13 protein-coding genes and 6 tRNA genes are annotated in these 16319 nt (G+C 56.0%); 16 read left to right on the top strand and 3 right to left on the bottom strand.

From position 1 onward, the window contains the following. Positions 1-3: 3 nt before the first annotated feature. Both NDJ10_RS14190 and NDJ10_RS14195 read right to left on the bottom strand, forming a co-directional pair. Positions 4-324, bottom strand: a complete 321-nt coding sequence (locus NDJ10_RS14190) for a cell division protein ZapA (RefSeq protein WP_296163447.1) — start codon at positions 322-324, stop codon at positions 4-6. Continuing rightward, complete coding sequence (locus tag NDJ10_RS14195) at positions 321-566, bottom strand: cell division protein ZapB (RefSeq protein WP_296163449.1); 246 nt, start codon at positions 564-566, stop codon at positions 321-323. The genes NDJ10_RS14190 and NDJ10_RS14195 overlap by 4 nt, the downstream gene beginning before the upstream one ends. A 316-nt stretch (positions 567-882) precedes the next feature. Between NDJ10_RS14195 and NDJ10_RS14200 the strand changes: the two genes are divergently transcribed. The 10 genes from NDJ10_RS14200 to NDJ10_RS14245 all read left to right on the top strand — a co-directional run bounded on the left by NDJ10_RS14200 (position 883) and on the right by NDJ10_RS14245 (position 7513). After that, positions 883-969: transfer RNA gene (locus NDJ10_RS14200), tRNA-Leu, on the top strand. 79 nt (positions 970-1048) lie between these two features. After that, positions 1049-2359 (top strand): trigger factor, encoded by a 1311-nt coding sequence (gene tig, locus NDJ10_RS14205; RefSeq protein WP_296163451.1) that lies wholly within the window; start codon positions 1049-1051, stop codon positions 2357-2359. 134 nt (positions 2360-2493) lie between these two features. Next, entirely contained in the window at positions 2494-3102 is a 609-nt protein-coding gene (gene clpP / locus NDJ10_RS14210) for an ATP-dependent Clp endopeptidase proteolytic subunit ClpP (protein WP_296163472.1), read from the top strand. A 4-nt stretch (positions 3103-3106) separates the two neighbouring features. Further along, positions 3107-4366, top strand: a complete 1260-nt coding sequence (gene clpX / locus NDJ10_RS14215) for an ATP-dependent Clp protease ATP-binding subunit ClpX (RefSeq protein ID WP_296163453.1) — start codon at positions 3107-3109, stop codon at positions 4364-4366. An 84-nt stretch (positions 4367-4450) separates the two neighbouring features. Continuing rightward, positions 4451-6892 (top strand): endopeptidase La, encoded by a 2442-nt coding sequence (gene lon, locus NDJ10_RS14220; protein ID WP_296163455.1) that lies wholly within the window; start codon positions 4451-4453, stop codon positions 6890-6892. Positions 6893-6953: 61 nt separating this feature from the next. Continuing rightward, positions 6954-7029 (top strand) — tRNA-Gly (locus NDJ10_RS14225). Positions 7030-7066: 37 nt separating this feature from the next. Then, positions 7067-7142: transfer RNA gene (locus NDJ10_RS14230), tRNA-Gly, on the top strand. Between the two features lie 45 nt (positions 7143-7187). Beyond that, a tRNA-Cys gene (locus NDJ10_RS14235) sits at positions 7188-7261 on the top strand. A gap of 69 nt (positions 7262-7330) precedes the next feature. Continuing rightward, positions 7331-7416 (top strand) — tRNA-Leu (locus tag NDJ10_RS14240). 20 nt (positions 7417-7436) lie between these two features. Continuing rightward, a tRNA-Arg gene (locus tag NDJ10_RS14245) sits at positions 7437-7513 on the top strand. Between the two features lie 66 nt (positions 7514-7579). Here NDJ10_RS14245 and fabI read toward each other — a convergent pair. After that, positions 7580-8365, bottom strand: a complete 786-nt coding sequence (fabI, locus tag NDJ10_RS14250; protein ID WP_296163456.1) for an enoyl-ACP reductase FabI — start codon at positions 8363-8365, stop codon at positions 7580-7582. Positions 8366-8498: 133 nt separating this feature from the next. Between fabI and NDJ10_RS14255 the strand changes: the two genes are divergently transcribed. From NDJ10_RS14255 to nusA, 6 genes are all read left to right on the top strand, one after another. Beyond that, a complete protein-coding gene (locus NDJ10_RS14255) occupies positions 8499-10307 on the top strand; it encodes an extracellular solute-binding protein (protein ID WP_296163458.1) in 1809 nt (602 codons plus the stop codon). 3 nt (positions 10308-10310) lie between these two features. Further along, on the top strand, positions 10311-11345 hold the full coding sequence (gene yejB, locus NDJ10_RS14260) for a microcin C ABC transporter permease YejB (RefSeq protein ID WP_296163461.1): 1035 nt from the start codon (positions 10311-10313) through the stop codon (positions 11343-11345). Further along, a complete protein-coding gene (locus tag NDJ10_RS14265; protein WP_296163462.1) occupies positions 11311-12384 on the top strand; it encodes an ABC transporter permease in 1074 nt (357 codons plus the stop codon). The genes yejB and NDJ10_RS14265 overlap by 35 nt, the downstream gene beginning before the upstream one ends. After that, on the top strand, positions 12381-13979 hold the full coding sequence (locus NDJ10_RS14270; protein ID WP_296163464.1) for a dipeptide ABC transporter ATP-binding protein: 1599 nt from the start codon (positions 12381-12383) through the stop codon (positions 13977-13979). The genes NDJ10_RS14265 and NDJ10_RS14270 overlap by 4 nt, the downstream gene beginning before the upstream one ends. A 131-nt stretch (positions 13980-14110) precedes the next feature. Further along, positions 14111-14746: a ribosome maturation factor RimP gene (gene rimP, locus NDJ10_RS14275; protein WP_296163466.1), complete on the top strand. Its 636-nt coding sequence runs from the start codon at positions 14111-14113 to the stop codon at positions 14744-14746. Between the two features lie 17 nt (positions 14747-14763). After that, a complete protein-coding gene (gene nusA, locus NDJ10_RS14280; protein ID WP_296163468.1) occupies positions 14764-16260 on the top strand; it encodes a transcription termination factor NusA in 1497 nt (498 codons plus the stop codon). Positions 16261-16319: the final 59 nt, after the last annotated feature.

Raw genomic sequence — 16319 nt, forward strand, 5'->3', positions numbered from 1 at the left:
GTCCTAAATCAGGTTGTCATCGCTGTTCAAAGCGGTATCGAGTCGATGTAACAGATGCTTGAGCTTGGCTGCGTCGTCGGTTTGCAACAGGCCGGTCGATAGCGAGTCTGGCGTGGACGCGGCGGCTTGCTCGGGTGTGTCGAAGGCCAGGTTGAGTGCTGCCAGCACGGCGATCCGGTCACGTGAGCGAACCTTGCCGGCCTCCCGGATTTTGCACATGGCATCGTCGACGCGGGCCACCACATTCAACAGACGGGCTTCACCGCCTTCAGGGCAACCCAGCATGTAGCTTTGTCCCATGATGTTGACTTCAAGCTGCTTCATAGAGGACCTCGGGGCGTGTTGACAGGTCCTGGCGGGGCTGGATTGGCCTCGGGCAAACGTGCCAACAATACATCCACACGTGCCCGTGCCGCGCTCAGGCGCGACTTGAGCGAGTCGCGCTCCTGGGCCAGTGACGCGATTTCCTGGTAGAGCAGGGCGTTGGTCCGCTTGAGCTCTTCGTAACGCAGCAACAAGCGATCCACCCGTTCGGTAATTTGATCGATGGGGGTCAGTTCTGACATAGATCGCGCATTGTAGGGTTTCGACAGACGTTCTTTTGGGCTTGGCGCTGCTTTGATGACTGGTCCGTTATTATTTTAATAACCAATTGGTCACTAAAGCAACGACTTCACTTGCCAGTCGCAAAGGGTGGCTTGTTCTTGGCCTGCACCCATGGGCAGACCCATTCGCGCCGTCAAGGTGAATAGCATGAACATGCAGGCTTACGCACTCAATAACTGTCTTGTTGTGAGAGCAGTCATTTATGAGGCTTGTGCGGGTTAAAATCTTGAGTTGACCTATTCAGGGGGTGGTTGTAACGACTGCCCCGTTCAGTTTGCGCGGGTGGCGAAATTGGTAGACGCACCAGGTTTAGGTCCTGACGCTGGCAACAGTGTGCGGGTTCGAGTCCCGCCCCGCGCACCACGAAGAGAATTTGCTTGACAGGGCGTTGCTGTATGCAGCTGTGCGCTGTCTTTTATTTTGTGTAATTTGGAGTAACACCATGGCAGTCGTTGTTGAAACCCTTGAAAAATTAGAGCGCAAAATGCTTTTGAGCATGCCTGTTGCATCGATTCAATCTGAAGTGACGGCGCGTCTGAAAAAGCTGGCGCGGACTGTGAAAATGGACGGTTTTCGTCCCGGCAAAGTGCCGATGAACGTGGTGGCACAGCGTTATGGCTATAACGTGCAGTATGAAGTCATGAACGACAAGGTGGGTGAAGCCTTTGCCAATGCCGCCAATGAAGCCAAGCTGCGCGTGGCTGGTCAGCCCAAAATCAACGAAAAAGAGGGTGCTCCTGAAGGTGAGTTGACCTTTGAGGCCGTGTTCGAGGTCTATCCGGAAGTCAAGATCGGTGACTTGTCGACGGCGGAGGTCGAAAAAGTGACGACCGAAGTGTCCGATGCGGCTATCGACAAGACAGTTGATATTTTGCGCAAGCAGCGTCGCACTTTCTCGCAGCGTCCGCAAGATGCGGTCGCCCAGGATGGTGACCGTCTCACGGTGGATTTTGAAGGCAAGATTGATGGCGAGCCTTTTGATGGCGGCAAAGCTGAAGACTTCCAGTTTATTTTGGGCGATGGTCAGATGCTCAAGGAGTTTGAAGAAGCATCACGCGGTATGAAAACCGGGGAAAGCAAAACTTTCCCGCTGGCTTTTCCGGCCGATTACCATGGCAAGGACGTGGCCGGTAAAACCGCCGACTTTATGGTGACCGTCAAGAAGATTGAGGCAGCGCACCTTCCTGATGTCAATGAGGCGCTGGCCAAGTCCCTCGGCATTGAAGATGCTTCCGTTGACGGTCTGCGTGCCGACATCAAGAAAAACCTGGACCGTGAAGTCAAATTCCGCCTGCTGGCGCGCAACAAGAACGCCGTGATGGACGCGCTGGTGGCCAAAGCAGAACTGGATTTGCCCAACGCCAGCGTGCAGGCCGAAATGCAGCGTCTGCTCGAAGGTGCGCGTGCCGACCTGAAGCAGCGCGGCATCAAGGATGCCGACAAGGTCAGCATTCCTGAAGACGTGTTCCGCCCTCAGGCTGAACGCCGTGTGCGTTTGGGTCTGGTAGTGGCCGAATTGGTGCGCGCCAACAATTTGCAGGCCACCATGGACCAACTCAAGGCCCACATCCAGGAGTTGGCTGCCAGCTACGAAAAACCAGCTGAAGTGGAGCGCTGGTATTTCAGCGACAACAACCGCCTGGCCGAGGTGGAAGCGATTGTTCTGGAAAACAACGTGACGGATTTTGTGTTGTCAAAAGCCAAGGTCAGCGAGAAAGCGGTCAGCTTTGACGAGTTGATGGCGCAAAACTGAGCCGCTTGACGGTTGAATGGGCTGCATGGGGCTTGCGTCGGGCTTTAAGTCCGGCATGCAGGCCCCATTTGCTTTGAGGCTATGTTTTTTAGCTACAGTAGCGTCAAATTATTGGAGTCATGATGAAGTTTGAAATGAGTGCAATGGATACACAGGGTCTGGGCATGGTGCCCATGGTGATTGAGCAGTCTGGCCGTGGCGAGCGGTCTTACGACATCTACTCCCGTTTGCTTAAGGAGCGTGTGATTTTTCTGGTAGGACCGGTGAATGACTATGTGGCGAATCTGGTGGTGGCGCAGTTGCTGTTTCTGGAAAGCGAAAACCCTGACAAGGACATTTCTTTCTACATCAATTCCCCGGGCGGTTCGGTCAGCGCGGGCATGGCCATTTATGACACCATGAATTTCATCAAACCCGAGGTCTCGACCCTGTGTACCGGCATGGCTGCCAGCATGGGCGCATTTTTGCTGGCCGCAGGTGCCAAGGGCAAGCGCTTTTCCTTGCCCAACTCCAAGATCATGATTCACCAGCCCTCGGGTGGCAGCCAGGGTCAGGCCACCGAGATCGAGATTCAGGCGCGCGAGATTCTGAAGACGCGTGAGCAACTGAATAAAATTTTGGCCGAACGTACCGGCCAACCCCTGGAGCGTATTGAGCGCGACACCGAACGTGATTACTACATGACGGCCCAGGAAACCAAAGAATATGGTCTGATTGACCAGGTCATTTCTAAAAGGGCATAAAGTCATGGCCAAAGGCGCCTCCTCTGGAGAAAAAACCCTGTACTGCTCGTTTTGCGGCAAGAGTCAGCACGAAGTCAAAAAGCTGATTGCCGGTCCGTCGGTCTTTGTTTGCGACGAATGCATTGAGCTGTGCAATGAAATCATTCGTGACGAATTGCCAGCGACGACCGAGACGCCTGAAAAATCCAGTTTGCCGACACCGGCAGAAATCAAGGCCAACCTCGACAACTATGTAATCGGCCAGGAAGCCGCCAAACGCATCCTGGCGGTGGCGGTTTATAACCATTACAAGCGGCTGCGGCATCAGGAAAAATCGACCAAGGACGATGTCGAATTGTCCAAAAGCAATATTCTGCTGATTGGTCCGACTGGTTCCGGCAAAACCCTGTTGGCCCAAACACTGGCACGTATGCTGGACGTCCCCTTTGTGATGGCAGACGCCACCACGCTCACCGAGGCGGGTTATGTGGGCGAGGACGTCGAGAACATTGTGCTCAAACTGCTGCAAAGCTGCAATTACGATGTCGAGCGGGCGCAACGCGGCATTGTTTATATTGATGAGATCGACAAGATTTCACGCAAATCCGACAATCCGTCCATCACCCGCGATGTTTCCGGTGAAGGGGTGCAGCAAGCGCTGCTGAAGTTGATTGAAGGCACCATGGCCAGCGTGCCGCCGCAAGGTGGGCGCAAGCACCCCAACCAGGATTTCGTGCAAGTCAATACCACCAATATCCTGTTCATTTGTGGTGGTGCTTTCTCAGGTCTTGAGAAAGTCATCGATAATCGTACGGAGTCATCAGGCATTGGTTTTGGGGCGGCCGTCAAAAGCAAGCAAAACCGCAACCTGACCGAGGTTTTCAAAGATGTGGAACCTGAGGATCTGATCAAATTTGGTCTGATTCCCGAACTGGTCGGTCGCATGCCCGTGGTGGCTACTTTGGGCGAACTCAGCGAAGACACGCTGGTGCAAATCCTGACCGAGCCAAAAAATGCGCTGGTCAAACAATACAGCAAACTACTCGCCATGGAAGGCGTTGAGCTGGAGATCCGCCCGAACGCACTGAAAGCCATCGCCAAAAAGGCGCTGGCCCGAAAAACCGGTGCCCGCGGTTTGCGTTCCATCCTTGAATTGGCGTTGATTGACACCATGTTCGATCTGCCCAATTTGTCCAATGTTGAAAAAGTTGTTCTGGACGAGTCAACCATCGAGGAAAACAAAGCACCTTTGCTGGTTTACCGTGAACTCGCCAAAACAGCTTGATTGAATCGATCATGGGCTTAGGGTGAGCAGACGCAGTCTGCCTGCCGTTCCATTTAACGTCACCTTGGTAACAGAAGGATTTTTATGTCTGGCCACCCATCCTTGCCCGCGATCCCTGTGGATCTTCCCTTGTTGCCTTTGCGTGATGTGGTTGTATTTCCGCACATGGTGATTCCCCTGTTCGTGGGGCGCCCCAAGAGCATCAAGGCACTGGAAGCCGCCATGGGCGCGGAGCGTCGCATCATGCTGGTGGCGCAAAAAGCGGCAGCCAAAGACGATCCGGTGGTTTCGGACATGTTTGACATGGGTTGCATCTCCACCATTTTGCAAATGCTCAAATTGCCTGACGGCACGGTCAAGGTTTTGGTGGAAGGGCAGCAGCGTGCCGTTGTCAATCACATCGAAGACGGTGAAATGCATTTCACCGCCTCGGTGACCCCGGTTGAATTACCCGCCGAACCAGAGACTCAGACCAAAGCGCAGATCAGCGAAATTGAAGCCTTGCGCCGGGCCGTGATGCAGCAGTTTGACCAGTATGTCAAACTCAACAAAAAAATTCCGCCGGAAATCCTGACCTCGATCTCCAGCATTGATGATCCGGGTCGCCTGGCCGATACCATTGCCGCGCATTTGCCGCTCAAGCTGGAAAGCAAGCAGGCGGTGCTCGACCTGGCCAGCGTGCGCGATCGCCTGGAAAACTTGTTTGCCCAAATTGACCGTGAGGTCGACATCCTGAATGTCGATAAAAAAATTCGTGGCCGTGTGAAACGGCAAATGGAAAAAAACCAGCGCGACTTTTATTTGAACGAGCAGGTCAAGGCCATTCAAAAAGAGCTGGGCGAAGGCGAAGACGGGGCGGACATCGACGAGATCGAGAAAAAGATCAAGAGCGCCAAGATGCCCAAGGAGGCCTTGAAAAAAGCCGACGGCGAACTCAAAAAACTCAAACTGATGTCACCCATGTCAGCCGAAGCCACGGTGATACGCAATTACATTGACGTGCTCACCGGTCTGCCTTGGGCGGGCAAGACCAAGATCAAACACAATCTGGCCAATGCAGAAAAGGTGCTCAATGAAGACCATTACGGTCTGGACAAGGTGAAAGACCGAATCCTGGAATACCTTGCCGTGCAGCAACGCGTGGACAAGGTCAAGGCGCCCATTCTGTGTCTGGTCGGGCCACCGGGCGTAGGTAAAACCTCGCTGGGTCAATCGATCGCCAAGGCCACGGGTCGCAAGTATGTGCGCATGGCATTGGGGGGCATGCGCGACGAGGCCGAGATTCGTGGCCACCGCCGGACTTACATTGGCGCCATGCCGGGCAAGGTTTTGCAAAGCCTGAGCAAGGTCGGCACCCGCAATCCCTTGTTCTTGCTGGACGAAATTGACAAGCTGGGGACTGATTTCAGGGGAGATCCATCAAGCGCTTTGCTGGAGGTGCTCGATCCGGAGCAAAACCACAAGTTTGCCGATCATTATGTCGAGGTCGATTTTGACCTCAGCGACGTCATGTTTGTGGCCACTTCCAATTCCATGAACATACCGCCGGCGCTGCTGGATCGGATGGAAGTGATTCGTTTGTCGGGTTACACCGAGGACGAAAAAACCAATATTGCGCTGCGCTACCTTTTGCCGAAACAACTAGGCAACAACGGTGTCAAGGAAACCGAACTCCAGGTGACCGAAGACGCTGTGCGCGACATCGTGCGCTACTACACCCGTGAGGCGGGCGTACGCTCGCTGGAGCGGGAAATTTCCAAAATTTGCCGCAAAGTGGTCAAGGGCCTGCAGCTCAAGCAAATGACAGCGCAGGTGGTGGTGTCTGCGGCTAATTTGAGCGAGTTTTTGGGGGTGCGCAAATTTGACTACGGACGCGCTGAAAAAATGAACCAGGTCGGTCAGGTGGTCGGTCTGGCATGGACCGAGGTGGGTGGTGATTTGCTCACCATCGAAGCGGCCATGGTCCCAGGCAAAGGCGTCATTACCCGGACCGGTTCTTTGGGTGATGTGATGAAGGAATCGGTGGAAGCTGCCCGTACCGTGGTACGCAGCCGTTCGCGCCGGTTGGGCATCAAGGATGAATTTTTCGAGAAAAAAGACATCCACATCCATGTGCCCGATGGCGCGACACCCAAAGACGGCCCCAGTGCCGGAGCCGCCATGACCACCGCTTTTGTTTCGGCCATGACTGGTATCCCGGTGCGCTGTGGTGTCGCCATGACCGGTGAAATCACGCTGCGCGGCGAGGTGACGGCCATTGGTGGCCTCAAGGAAAAATTACTGGCCGCACTGCGCGGTGGCATCAAGACGGTTCTGATTCCGGAAGACAATTCCAAAGACTTGCAGGAAATCCCTGAAAACGTGAAGAACGGGCTCGAAATTGTGCCGGTGCGCTGGATCGACAAGGTGCTTGAAATTGCGCTGGAGCGCATGCCAACCGCTTTATCCGAAGACACGCACGTTGCCACGGACTCGACAGAAATTCCTTTGGTAGCACCAGTATCAACAGAGGCCGTAAAACATTGAGAAAATTGGTTTCTCTAGAGGTATAAAGCCATAAATTGCTTTATAATTTGAGGCTTGCAACGCGGGAATAGCTCAGTTGGTAGAGCGCAACCTTGCCAAGGTTGAGGTCGAGAGTTCGAGACTCTTTTCCCGCTCCAGGTTTTTACTTGGTGTTGACGAAAGTTGGCACCATGCGCGGGAATAGCTCAGTTGGTAGAGCGCAACCTTGCCAAGGTTGAGGTCGAGAGTTCGAGACTCTTTTCCCGCTCCAGTTTTGAAAAAGGGAAGCACTGCTTCCCTTTTTTGCAAAGACAACGGCGCGATAGCAAATCGGTTATGCAACGGATTGCAAATCCGTGGAGGGCGGTTCGACTCCGCCTCGCGCCTCCATATATTTTGTTTCAGACCAAGCCTCGTAATTCTTATTCACGGGGCTTTTTTGTTTGACAATAGCACCGTGCCCGAGTGGTGGAATGGTTTACACAGCAGACTTAAAATCTGTCCCCCGTTAGGGGTTGCCGGTTCGAGTCCGGCCTCGGGCACCATCGTTAATTTAAGTCACCATCAGCCAGTAGCTCATCCGGATAGAGCACGAACCTTCTAAGTTCGGGGTAGGGGGTTCGAGTCCCTCCTGGCTGGCCAAAAAAAAAGCAGGCCTGTCAGCCTGCTTTTTTGTCTCCTGAAACTGACCAAGTCAGTTGGCTTGCCTCAGGACTCCACCACCGCCACCGCCGTCTGGCTGACCCCACAGTCCACATAAGAGATTTGTCCGGTCATGCCGGAGGCCAGGTCGCTGAGCAAAAAGGCCGCAACGTTGCCGACTTCATCAATCGTGACGTTGCGTTTCAGCGGCGATGCTGCTGCCGAAATACCCAATAACCTGCCAAAATCCTTGATGCCGCTGGCCGCCAGTGTTTTTACGGCTCCTGCGCTCAGGCCGTTGACACGAATGCCTTTGGCGCCCACGGCATCCGCAAGATAACGTACCGACGATTCCAGCGAGGCCTTGGCCAGGCCCATGGTGTTGTAGCTGGGCACCACGCGCACGCCGCCCAGATAGGTCAGTGTCAGCAGTGAAGCGGTGTTGGTCAGATAAGGCAGGGCGGCCTTGGCCATGGCCGGAAAGCTGTAGGCGCTGATGTCGTGCGCAATGCGAAAGTTTTCGCGCGTCAGGCCGTCCAGAAAGTTGCCGGCAATGGCCTCGCGCGGGGCAAAACCAATGCTGTGCACAAAGCCGTCAAAGGTGGGCCAATGCTGGGACAAGTCTTTGAACAAATTGTCGATTTGCGCGTCATCAGCCACATCACATTCAAAAATCAAGGAGGAGTCGAAATCGGCGGCAAATTCGGTGATGCGATCCTTGAAGCGTTCGCCCACATAGCTGAAGGCCAGCTCGGCACCTTGCGCGTGGCATGCCTTGGCAATGCCGTAGGCAATGGAGCGATTGGACAACACGCCGGTGATCAGAAATTTTTTGCCTGTCAGAAATCCCATAGTAGCCTCTGCTTTTAAATTTGTTCGTTGATTAAATACCACTTGCCAGTTGGGGTCGGTGCAGCAGATTCAATGCTGAATTTTGATGCCCGGCAGCCAGCAAGAAGTGAAACAATTGATGCAGAATTGTCGCATGCGTCGTTTGTTTTTTTTGATTTGTCTGAGTTGGGTGTCTCCTTTGTGGGCGGCGCATGGTTACGCTCTCTGGGGCGACCTCAAATATTCGGCCAATTTCGCTCATTTTGACTATGTCAACCCGGTCGCACCCAAGGGTGGTGAGCTGCGCCTGGTGAGCAACCTGCGGGTCTCGACTTTTGACAAATACAACCCGTTCACGATCAAAGGTTCAGCCCCGGCGTATTTGTCTGACCTCATGTTTGACACCTTGCTGACCGGTTCCCTGGATGAGACGGGTTCGGGTTACGGTTTGCTGGCGCAGGACGTGGTGGTGGCTGCCGACGGTATGAGTGTCACCTTCAAGTTACGGCCAGAGGCACGTTTTCACAACGGTGATGCGGTGCTGGCTGAAGATGTCAAGTACAGCTTTGATGCCTTGATGGGGCCATTTACCTCGCCGGCCTACAAGACCATGCTCTTTGACGTGGCTGGGCTGGATGTGCTGGACGCGCGTACGGTGCGTTACCGCTTCAAAAAACCCAACCGCGAGCTGCCGCTGACAGTGGGTAGTTTGCCCGTGTTCAGCCGGGCCTGGGGTGCCGCGGGGGGACGGGCCAAACCCTTTGACCAGATCGTCACCGATGTGCCGATTGGTAGCGGGCCCTACAAGATCGGTCCGGTGCGTTTTGGCAAAGACATTACCTATGTCCGTGACGTCAATTACTGGGCCAGAGATCTGAACGTGCGCCGTGGCACCGCCAACTTTGACCGCATCACGGTCAAGATTTACAAGGATGGCACAGCGCGCCTGGAGGCTCTGAAAGCGGGCGAATTTGACCTGATGCGCTTCTTTTCGGCGGGTGACTGGGCGCGCCGCGTCAACGGCAAACGTTTTGATTCGGGTGAATTGGTCAAGCGCGAATACCAGCATCGCCTGCCCACCGGTTTTCAGAGCTATGTGCTCAATACCCGACGTGAATTGTTCAAGGATGTGCGGGTGCGCCAGGCACTGGGTCTGGCACTGGACTACGAGTGGATGAACCGGCAGATGTTTTACAACGCTTACCAGCGCGTCAACGGTTTGTTTGGCAATACCGACTGTCAGGCCACGGGCTTGCCCTCGCCACAAGAGTTGGCTTTGCTGACGCCATGGCGCAGTATGGTCCCTGCCGAGGTATTTGGTCCCATGTCACAGCCGCCGCGTACCGATCCGCCGTCGTCTTTGCGAGCCAATTTGCGCCAGGCGCAAGCCTTGCTGAATGCCGCAGGCTGGCAGGTGCAGGACGGCAAGTTGCGCAATGCGGCGGGACAGGCGTTCGAGATCGAGTACCTCGACAGCAACGAGGGTAGCGCGCGGGTGGTCACGCCCTGGGCGCGCAACCTGGAAAAACTGGGTATCACCCTGAATTTTCGCCCGGTGGACTTTGCCCTGTACCAGCAGCGCCTGCAAAAGTTTGAATTTGATATTACTTCATTGGCCTATGGTGGTACCCATAACCCGGGTCAGGAATACGCTGACCTGTTTGGTTCCGAAGCCGCTGACCAGGAAGATTCCGGCAACATGTCGGGCATGAAAAATCCTGCCGTCGATGCCTTGATCAGTGCCATGACCCGGGCCACCTCCAAAACCGAACTGGTGCCCGCCTGCCGCGCGCTCGAACGCGTGATTGCCCACAGTCATGTGCTGATTCCACAGTGGTCAGCGCCCACGCATCGCATTGTTTTCAACAGTTGGAAACTCGATCAACCCGCCGCCATGCCGCCCTATTCCCAGGGCGAGGGCTGGGCCATCGACACCTGGTGGGCCAGACCCGTCAGCCAATAGACCATGCTGAGCTACATCCTCAAACGCCTGTTGTTGATGATCCCGACCCTGTTCGGGGTGCTGTTGCTGACCTTTGTCGTGATCCAGTTCGTGCCGGGAGGGCCAGTTGAGCAGTATCTGGCCGAGGCCAAGGCCGGCACGGCCAAGGGCGCGGCGGCCGAAAGCGGCGGCTTGAGCTACCGCGGCGCGCAGGGTGTGGACCCGAAGCGCATTGAGCAGATCAAGGCGCTCTACGGTTTTGACAAACCGGCGCATGAGCGGTTTTTTCAGATGCTGGGCCAGTTTGCGCGTTTTGATCTGGGCAGGAGTTTTTTCCAGAACAAAAGCGTCTCGGATCTCATCTGGGAAAAGTTGCCGGTGTCTATCAGCCTGGGTTTGTGGACGTTTTTTATCAGCTACTTGATTGCCGTGCCGCTGGGCGTGGCCAAGGCGGTCCGTGCCGGCTCACGCTTTGACTTCGTCACCACCTTGCTGGTGCTGCTGGGCTACGCCATTCCGGGTTTTGTGCTGGGTGTGGCGCTGCTGGTGATTTTTGGTGGCCAGTTGCAGTGGTTCCCGCTGCGTGGTCTGACCAGCAGCAACTGGGATGAGCTGAGTTGGGGCGCACGTGTGGTCGATTACCTGTGGCATATTGCGATGCCGGTCACGGCCATGGTGCTGGGCAGTTTTGCCGTGACGACCATGCTGACCAAAAACGCCTTTCTGGAAGAAATCCGCAAACAATACGTGGTCACGGCCCGGGCCAAGGGTCTGGATGAGCGCCAGGTGCTGTGGAAACATGTGTTCCGCAATGCCCTGATTCCCATCATCACCGGTTTTCCGGCCGCGTTCATTGGCGCCTTCTTTACCGGCTCGCTGCTCATAGAAACACTGTTCTCCCTCGACGGCCTGGGCTTGCTGAGCTACGAGAGCGTGATCCGGCGTGACTACCCTGTGGTGCTGGGAACGCTGTATTTTTTTACCCTGATTGGCCTGGTGACCAAGCTGATTTCTGATTTGTCTTATGTCTGGGTGGACCCGCGTGTCAAGTTTGATTAATACCGCATCACCGAGCCTGAGTCCGGGGCGGCGCGCCTGGCTGCGTTTCAAGCGCAACCGCTTGGGTTACTGGAGCCTGGTGATCTTTTGCCTGCTGGTCGGCTTGAGCTTGATGGCTGAACTGATCAGCAACGACCGGCCCCTGCTGGTGCGCTATCAGGGGGAGACGTATTTCCCCATGGTCAGGGACTATTCAGAAAAAACCTTTGGCGGTGATTTCGATACCACCACCGATTACCTGGACCCTTTCATCCGCGAACGGCTCAGCCAGAACGGCAATTGGGCCCTGTTTGCGCCCAACCCCTATGGTCCCAAAACGCTCAACTACTTCGCCAAGGCCCCCAATCCGTCACCGCCCACCGCAGACAACTGGCTGGGCACCGATGACCGTGGTCGCGACCTGCTGGCGCAACTGATCTATGGCTTTCGGGTCAGTGTGCTGTTTGCGCTGGCGCTCACTTTCACGGGCACGCTGCTGGGCATTCTTACGGGGGCGATCCAGGGTTTTTTTGGCGGCAAGACCGACCTGGCGTTCCAGCGCTTCATTGAAATCTGGGGTGCCATGCCCGAGCTGTATCTACTGATTATTTTCAGCGCCGTGTTTGCGCCCAGCCTGGCGTTGTTGCTGATTTTGCTGAGCCTGTTTGGCTGGATGGGCTTGTCCGACTATGTGCGGGCCGAGTTTTTACGCAACCGGCAGCTCGATTACGTGCGCGCCGCGCGTTCGCTGGGGGTCAGCAACTGGCACATCATCCGGCGCCATCTGTTGCCTAACAGCATGACCCCTGTCGTGACGTTTTTGCCATTCCGCATGAGTGGCGCCATCCTGGCGCTGACATCGCTCGATTTTCTGGGTCTGGGCGTGCCACCCGGCACACCGTCGCTGGGCGAGTTGCTGTCGCAAGGCAAGAACAACATTGACGCCTGGTGGATCTCGTTGACGACTTTTGCCGTACTGGTGGTGACCTTGTTGCTGCTGACCTTTATGGGTGATGCCCTACGCGATGCGCTGGATCCGCGCAAGGCAGACCTGCCATGAGTGCTGGGACCTTGCTCGATGTGCGCGGTCTGTCGGTGTCATTTGCCGACAACGAGGTGGTGCACGGCATTGATTTTTCCATTGCCCCGGGTGAACGGGTGGCGCTGGTAGGGGAGTCCGGTTCGGGTAAGACCGTCTCTGCCTTAAGCCTGCTGCGCCTGGCCGCCAATGCCAGGCTCGGCGGTCAGGCCCATTTCAAGGGACAAGATTTGCTGGCCATGCCCGAGCACGAACTGCGTGCTGTGCGCGGCCGTGACATTGCCATGATCTTTCAGGAGCCGATGACGGCGCTCAACCCCCTGATGACGATAGGCGACCAGATTGCTGAAATGTTGGCGCTCAAGACGGATCTGACCAAAGACAGGTTGGCGCAAAAAGTTGTTGAATTGCTGGCTGAAACCGGCATCCCCGAGCCAGCGCGCCGCGCCAATGCCTTTCCGCACCAGCTCAGTGGCGGCCAGCGCCAGCGCGCCATGATCGCCATGGCATTGGCCTGCCAACCCCAGTTGCTGTTGGCCGACGAACCCACAACGGCGCTTGACGTGAGTCTGCGCGGGCAGATTCTGGACTTGCTGGTGCGTTTGCAGCAAAGCCATGGCATGGCGGTGCTACTGATCACCCACGACCTGAACCTGGTGCGGCGTTTTGCCGACCGCATCATCGTCATGGAAAACGGCCATGTGGTCGAACAAGGTGCGACCGCAGCGGTGTTTGCCAAGCCGCAGCATCCTTATACCCAGCGCCTGATTGCCAGCAAACCGGTGCGTGATGTGGTGGAACTGCAAAAACCATCACACCCCTTGATGCTCGCCAAGGGGCTACGGGTGGTCTATCCGACGCCACTGCCCGGAATGAAAGGCTGGTTCAGGCGCGGTGAATTTGTGGCGGTGCAGGGCGCGAGTTTTGAAATTCAGTCCGGGCAAACGCTGGGCATCATGGGTGAGTCGGGTTCTGGCAAATCCACCTTGGCACTTGCTGCCCTTGGCTTGTTGCCGTGTCAAGGGGAGTTGCAAATTGCGGGACAGGCCTGGAGCGCCAATGCAGCGCGCAACACGGCCTTGCGGCGGCAGGTGCAGGTGGTGTTCCAAGACCCGTTTTCGTCCTTGTCGCCCCGCATGACGGTGGAGGAAATTGTCGGGGAGGGCTTGAGCGTGCATGCCCCGGAACTCTCCAAGCAGCAGCGTCAGCAGCTCGTCATGATGGCCCTGCGTGATGTCGGGCTGGGAACGGTTGACGCGATGGCCATGGCGCAGACCCTGCAGCGTTATCCGCATGAATTTTCGGGTGGTCAGCGTCAAAGGCTGGCCATCGCGCGGGCCCTGATCATCCAACCTGACATGCTGGTTCTTGACGAACCCACCAGTGCGCTGGACGTGACGGTGCAAAAACAGGTGCTGCAGTTGCTGCAGAAGCTGCAACGTGAACGTGGTTTGAGTTATCTGCTGATCACCCACGACGTGGACGTGATCCGAGCCATGGCGCATGGTGTGCTGGTGATGAAGGACGGCGCTGTGGTGGAGTCGGGTCCGGTGCACCAGGTGCTGACGCAACCGCAGCATGACTACACCCGGATTCTGGTCAGTGCCGCCGGATAAATCCTTGAAAATCAAGGGCTTCCCCTTATATTTTCCGATATAATCCTGCCTTCACGACCAAACGGGCGAGTCACTTCCGCCCGTTTTTTTTGGTCGATCGTTTTTCATGAGTTGAGTAATTTGGGGTTTTGGTGGCGCTAAAAGACATTGTTGAGCAAACGGTAAGCGGCTTGGGCTATGACTTGGTAGAGATTGATCGCTCTACCGGTGGCTTGCTGCGTATTACCATTGACTTGCCTTGGTCTCCGCCGGCTGAAAGCGGCAAGGCTGAGTCTGTCGAGCAATTTGTCACAGTTGAAGATTGCGAAAAAGTGACCCGTCAGCTGCAGTATGCGCTGGAGGTGGACGAGGTGGATTACAAGCGTCTTGAGGTGTCGTCCCCGGGTATTGATCGCCCGCTGCGGCATGACCAGGACTTTGCCCGGTTTGTCGGTCATGTGATCGATGTCACGCTCAAGATGCCTTTGGGCAGTGCGGCGGCGGGGCAGGTCAGCCCGACCCGCAAGAAATTTCGGGGTGTGCTGGAGCGGGTTGAGTCGGCAGTTGGTGCGTTGGCGCCAACCGAACAGGCCTGGCAGATCGTCTGGCGTGATGAGCCGGTCACCAAGCCGGGTCAAAGGATTAGCAAGAAAAGGCCGCCTGCACCGATGCAGGCGCTTGGTTTTGTGTTGAGCGAGTTGAAAGAGGCGCGCTTGGCACCCATTGTGAGTTTCAAGGGCCGTGCGCAAGCGCATGACCCCGAGCCGCAACCGTCAGATTTGAATTGAAACAGGAGAGACATGGCATGAATCGCGAAATGTTAATGTTGGTTGACGCCATCTCACGCGAGAAAAATGTTGAGCGTGATGTTGTTTTTGGGGCTGTGGAAGCCGCTTTGGCGCAAGCCACCAAGAAACTTTACTCGGGTGAAGTGGACATCCGCGTCGCGCTTGACCGTGATACCGGGAATTACGAAACTTTCCGTCGCTGGCATGTGGTGCCCGATGAAGCGGGCCTGCAGTTGCCAGACCAGGAAATTTTGTTGTTTGAAGCCAAAGAGCAAATTCCTGACATCGAGGTGGATGAGTACATCGAGGAAACCATCGAGTCCTTGCCGATTGGTCGCATTGGCGCCATGGCGGCCAAGCAGGTCATCCTGCAAAAAATTCGCGATGCCGAGCGTGAAATGCTGCTCAACGACTTCATGTCGCGTGGCGACAAGATCTTTGTTGGCACTGTCAAGCGCATGGACAAGGGTGACCTGATTGTGGAGTCGGGCCGCGTTGAAGGCCGCCTGCGTCGCGGTGAGATGATCCCCAAAGAGAACTTCCGCACCGGTGACCGCGTGCGGGCCATGATCATGGAAGTCGACCTGACCTTGCGCGGTGCCCCCATCGTGCTGTCACGCTCGGCGCCCGAGTTCATGAAGGAGCTGTTTCGCAACGAAGTTCCCGAAATCGAACAGGGACTGCTTGAGATCAAATCCTGTGCCCGTGACGCCGGTTCGCGTGCCAAGATCGCGGTGCTGTCGCACGACAAGCGGATTGACCCGATTGGCACCTGTGTCGGTGTGCGTGGCACGCGTGTCAACGCCGTCACGACCGAGCTGGCCGGTGAGCGGGTGGACATTGTGCTGTGGAGCGAAGACCCGGCGCAGTTCGTGATTGGCGCCCTGGCGCCCGCCAATGTCAGCAGCATTGTGGTGGACGAAGAGCGTCACGCCATGGATGTGGTGGTGGACGAAGAAAACCTGGCGATTGCCATTGGTCGCGGTGGCCAGAATGTGCGCCTGGCGGCAGAACTCACAGGCTGGAAGATCAATATTCTGGATGCCGCCGAGTCCGCAGAGAAGCAGGCCAGCGAAGTGGATGCCAGCCGCCATTTGTTCATGGAAAAACTCGATGTCGACGAAGAGATTGCCGACCTGCTGATTGCCGAGGGCTTTACCAGCCTGGAGCAGGTGGCTTATGTGCCGCTTGAAGAAATGCTCGAAATCGAGAGCTTTGACGAAGACACCGTGAGCGAATTGCGCACCCGGGCCAAAGACGCCTTGTTGACGATGGAGATCGCCATTGAGGAAAATGTGGGCGGCGTGGCCTTGGAACTGCGTGATCTGGAAGGCATGACTGCCGAGTTGATCAGCAAGCTGGCCGACAACGGCATCCATGTGCTCGATGACCTGGCCGACCTGGCGGTGGATGAACTCACCGACATCACCGGTCAATCTGCTGACGAGGCCACGGCCTTGATCATGAAGGCCCGTGAACATTGGTTCGCCAATGACGCATCTTCAAAAGAGTGAAAAATGATGAATTTACAGTTGAAGTAAAGACGTTAATTGCCTGCGGGCACCAAGTCTGA

It is taken from the genome of Rhodoferax sp. (genome assembly GCF_023700745.1).
Lineage (GTDB): Bacteria > Pseudomonadota > Gammaproteobacteria > Burkholderiales > Burkholderiaceae_C > Rhodoferax.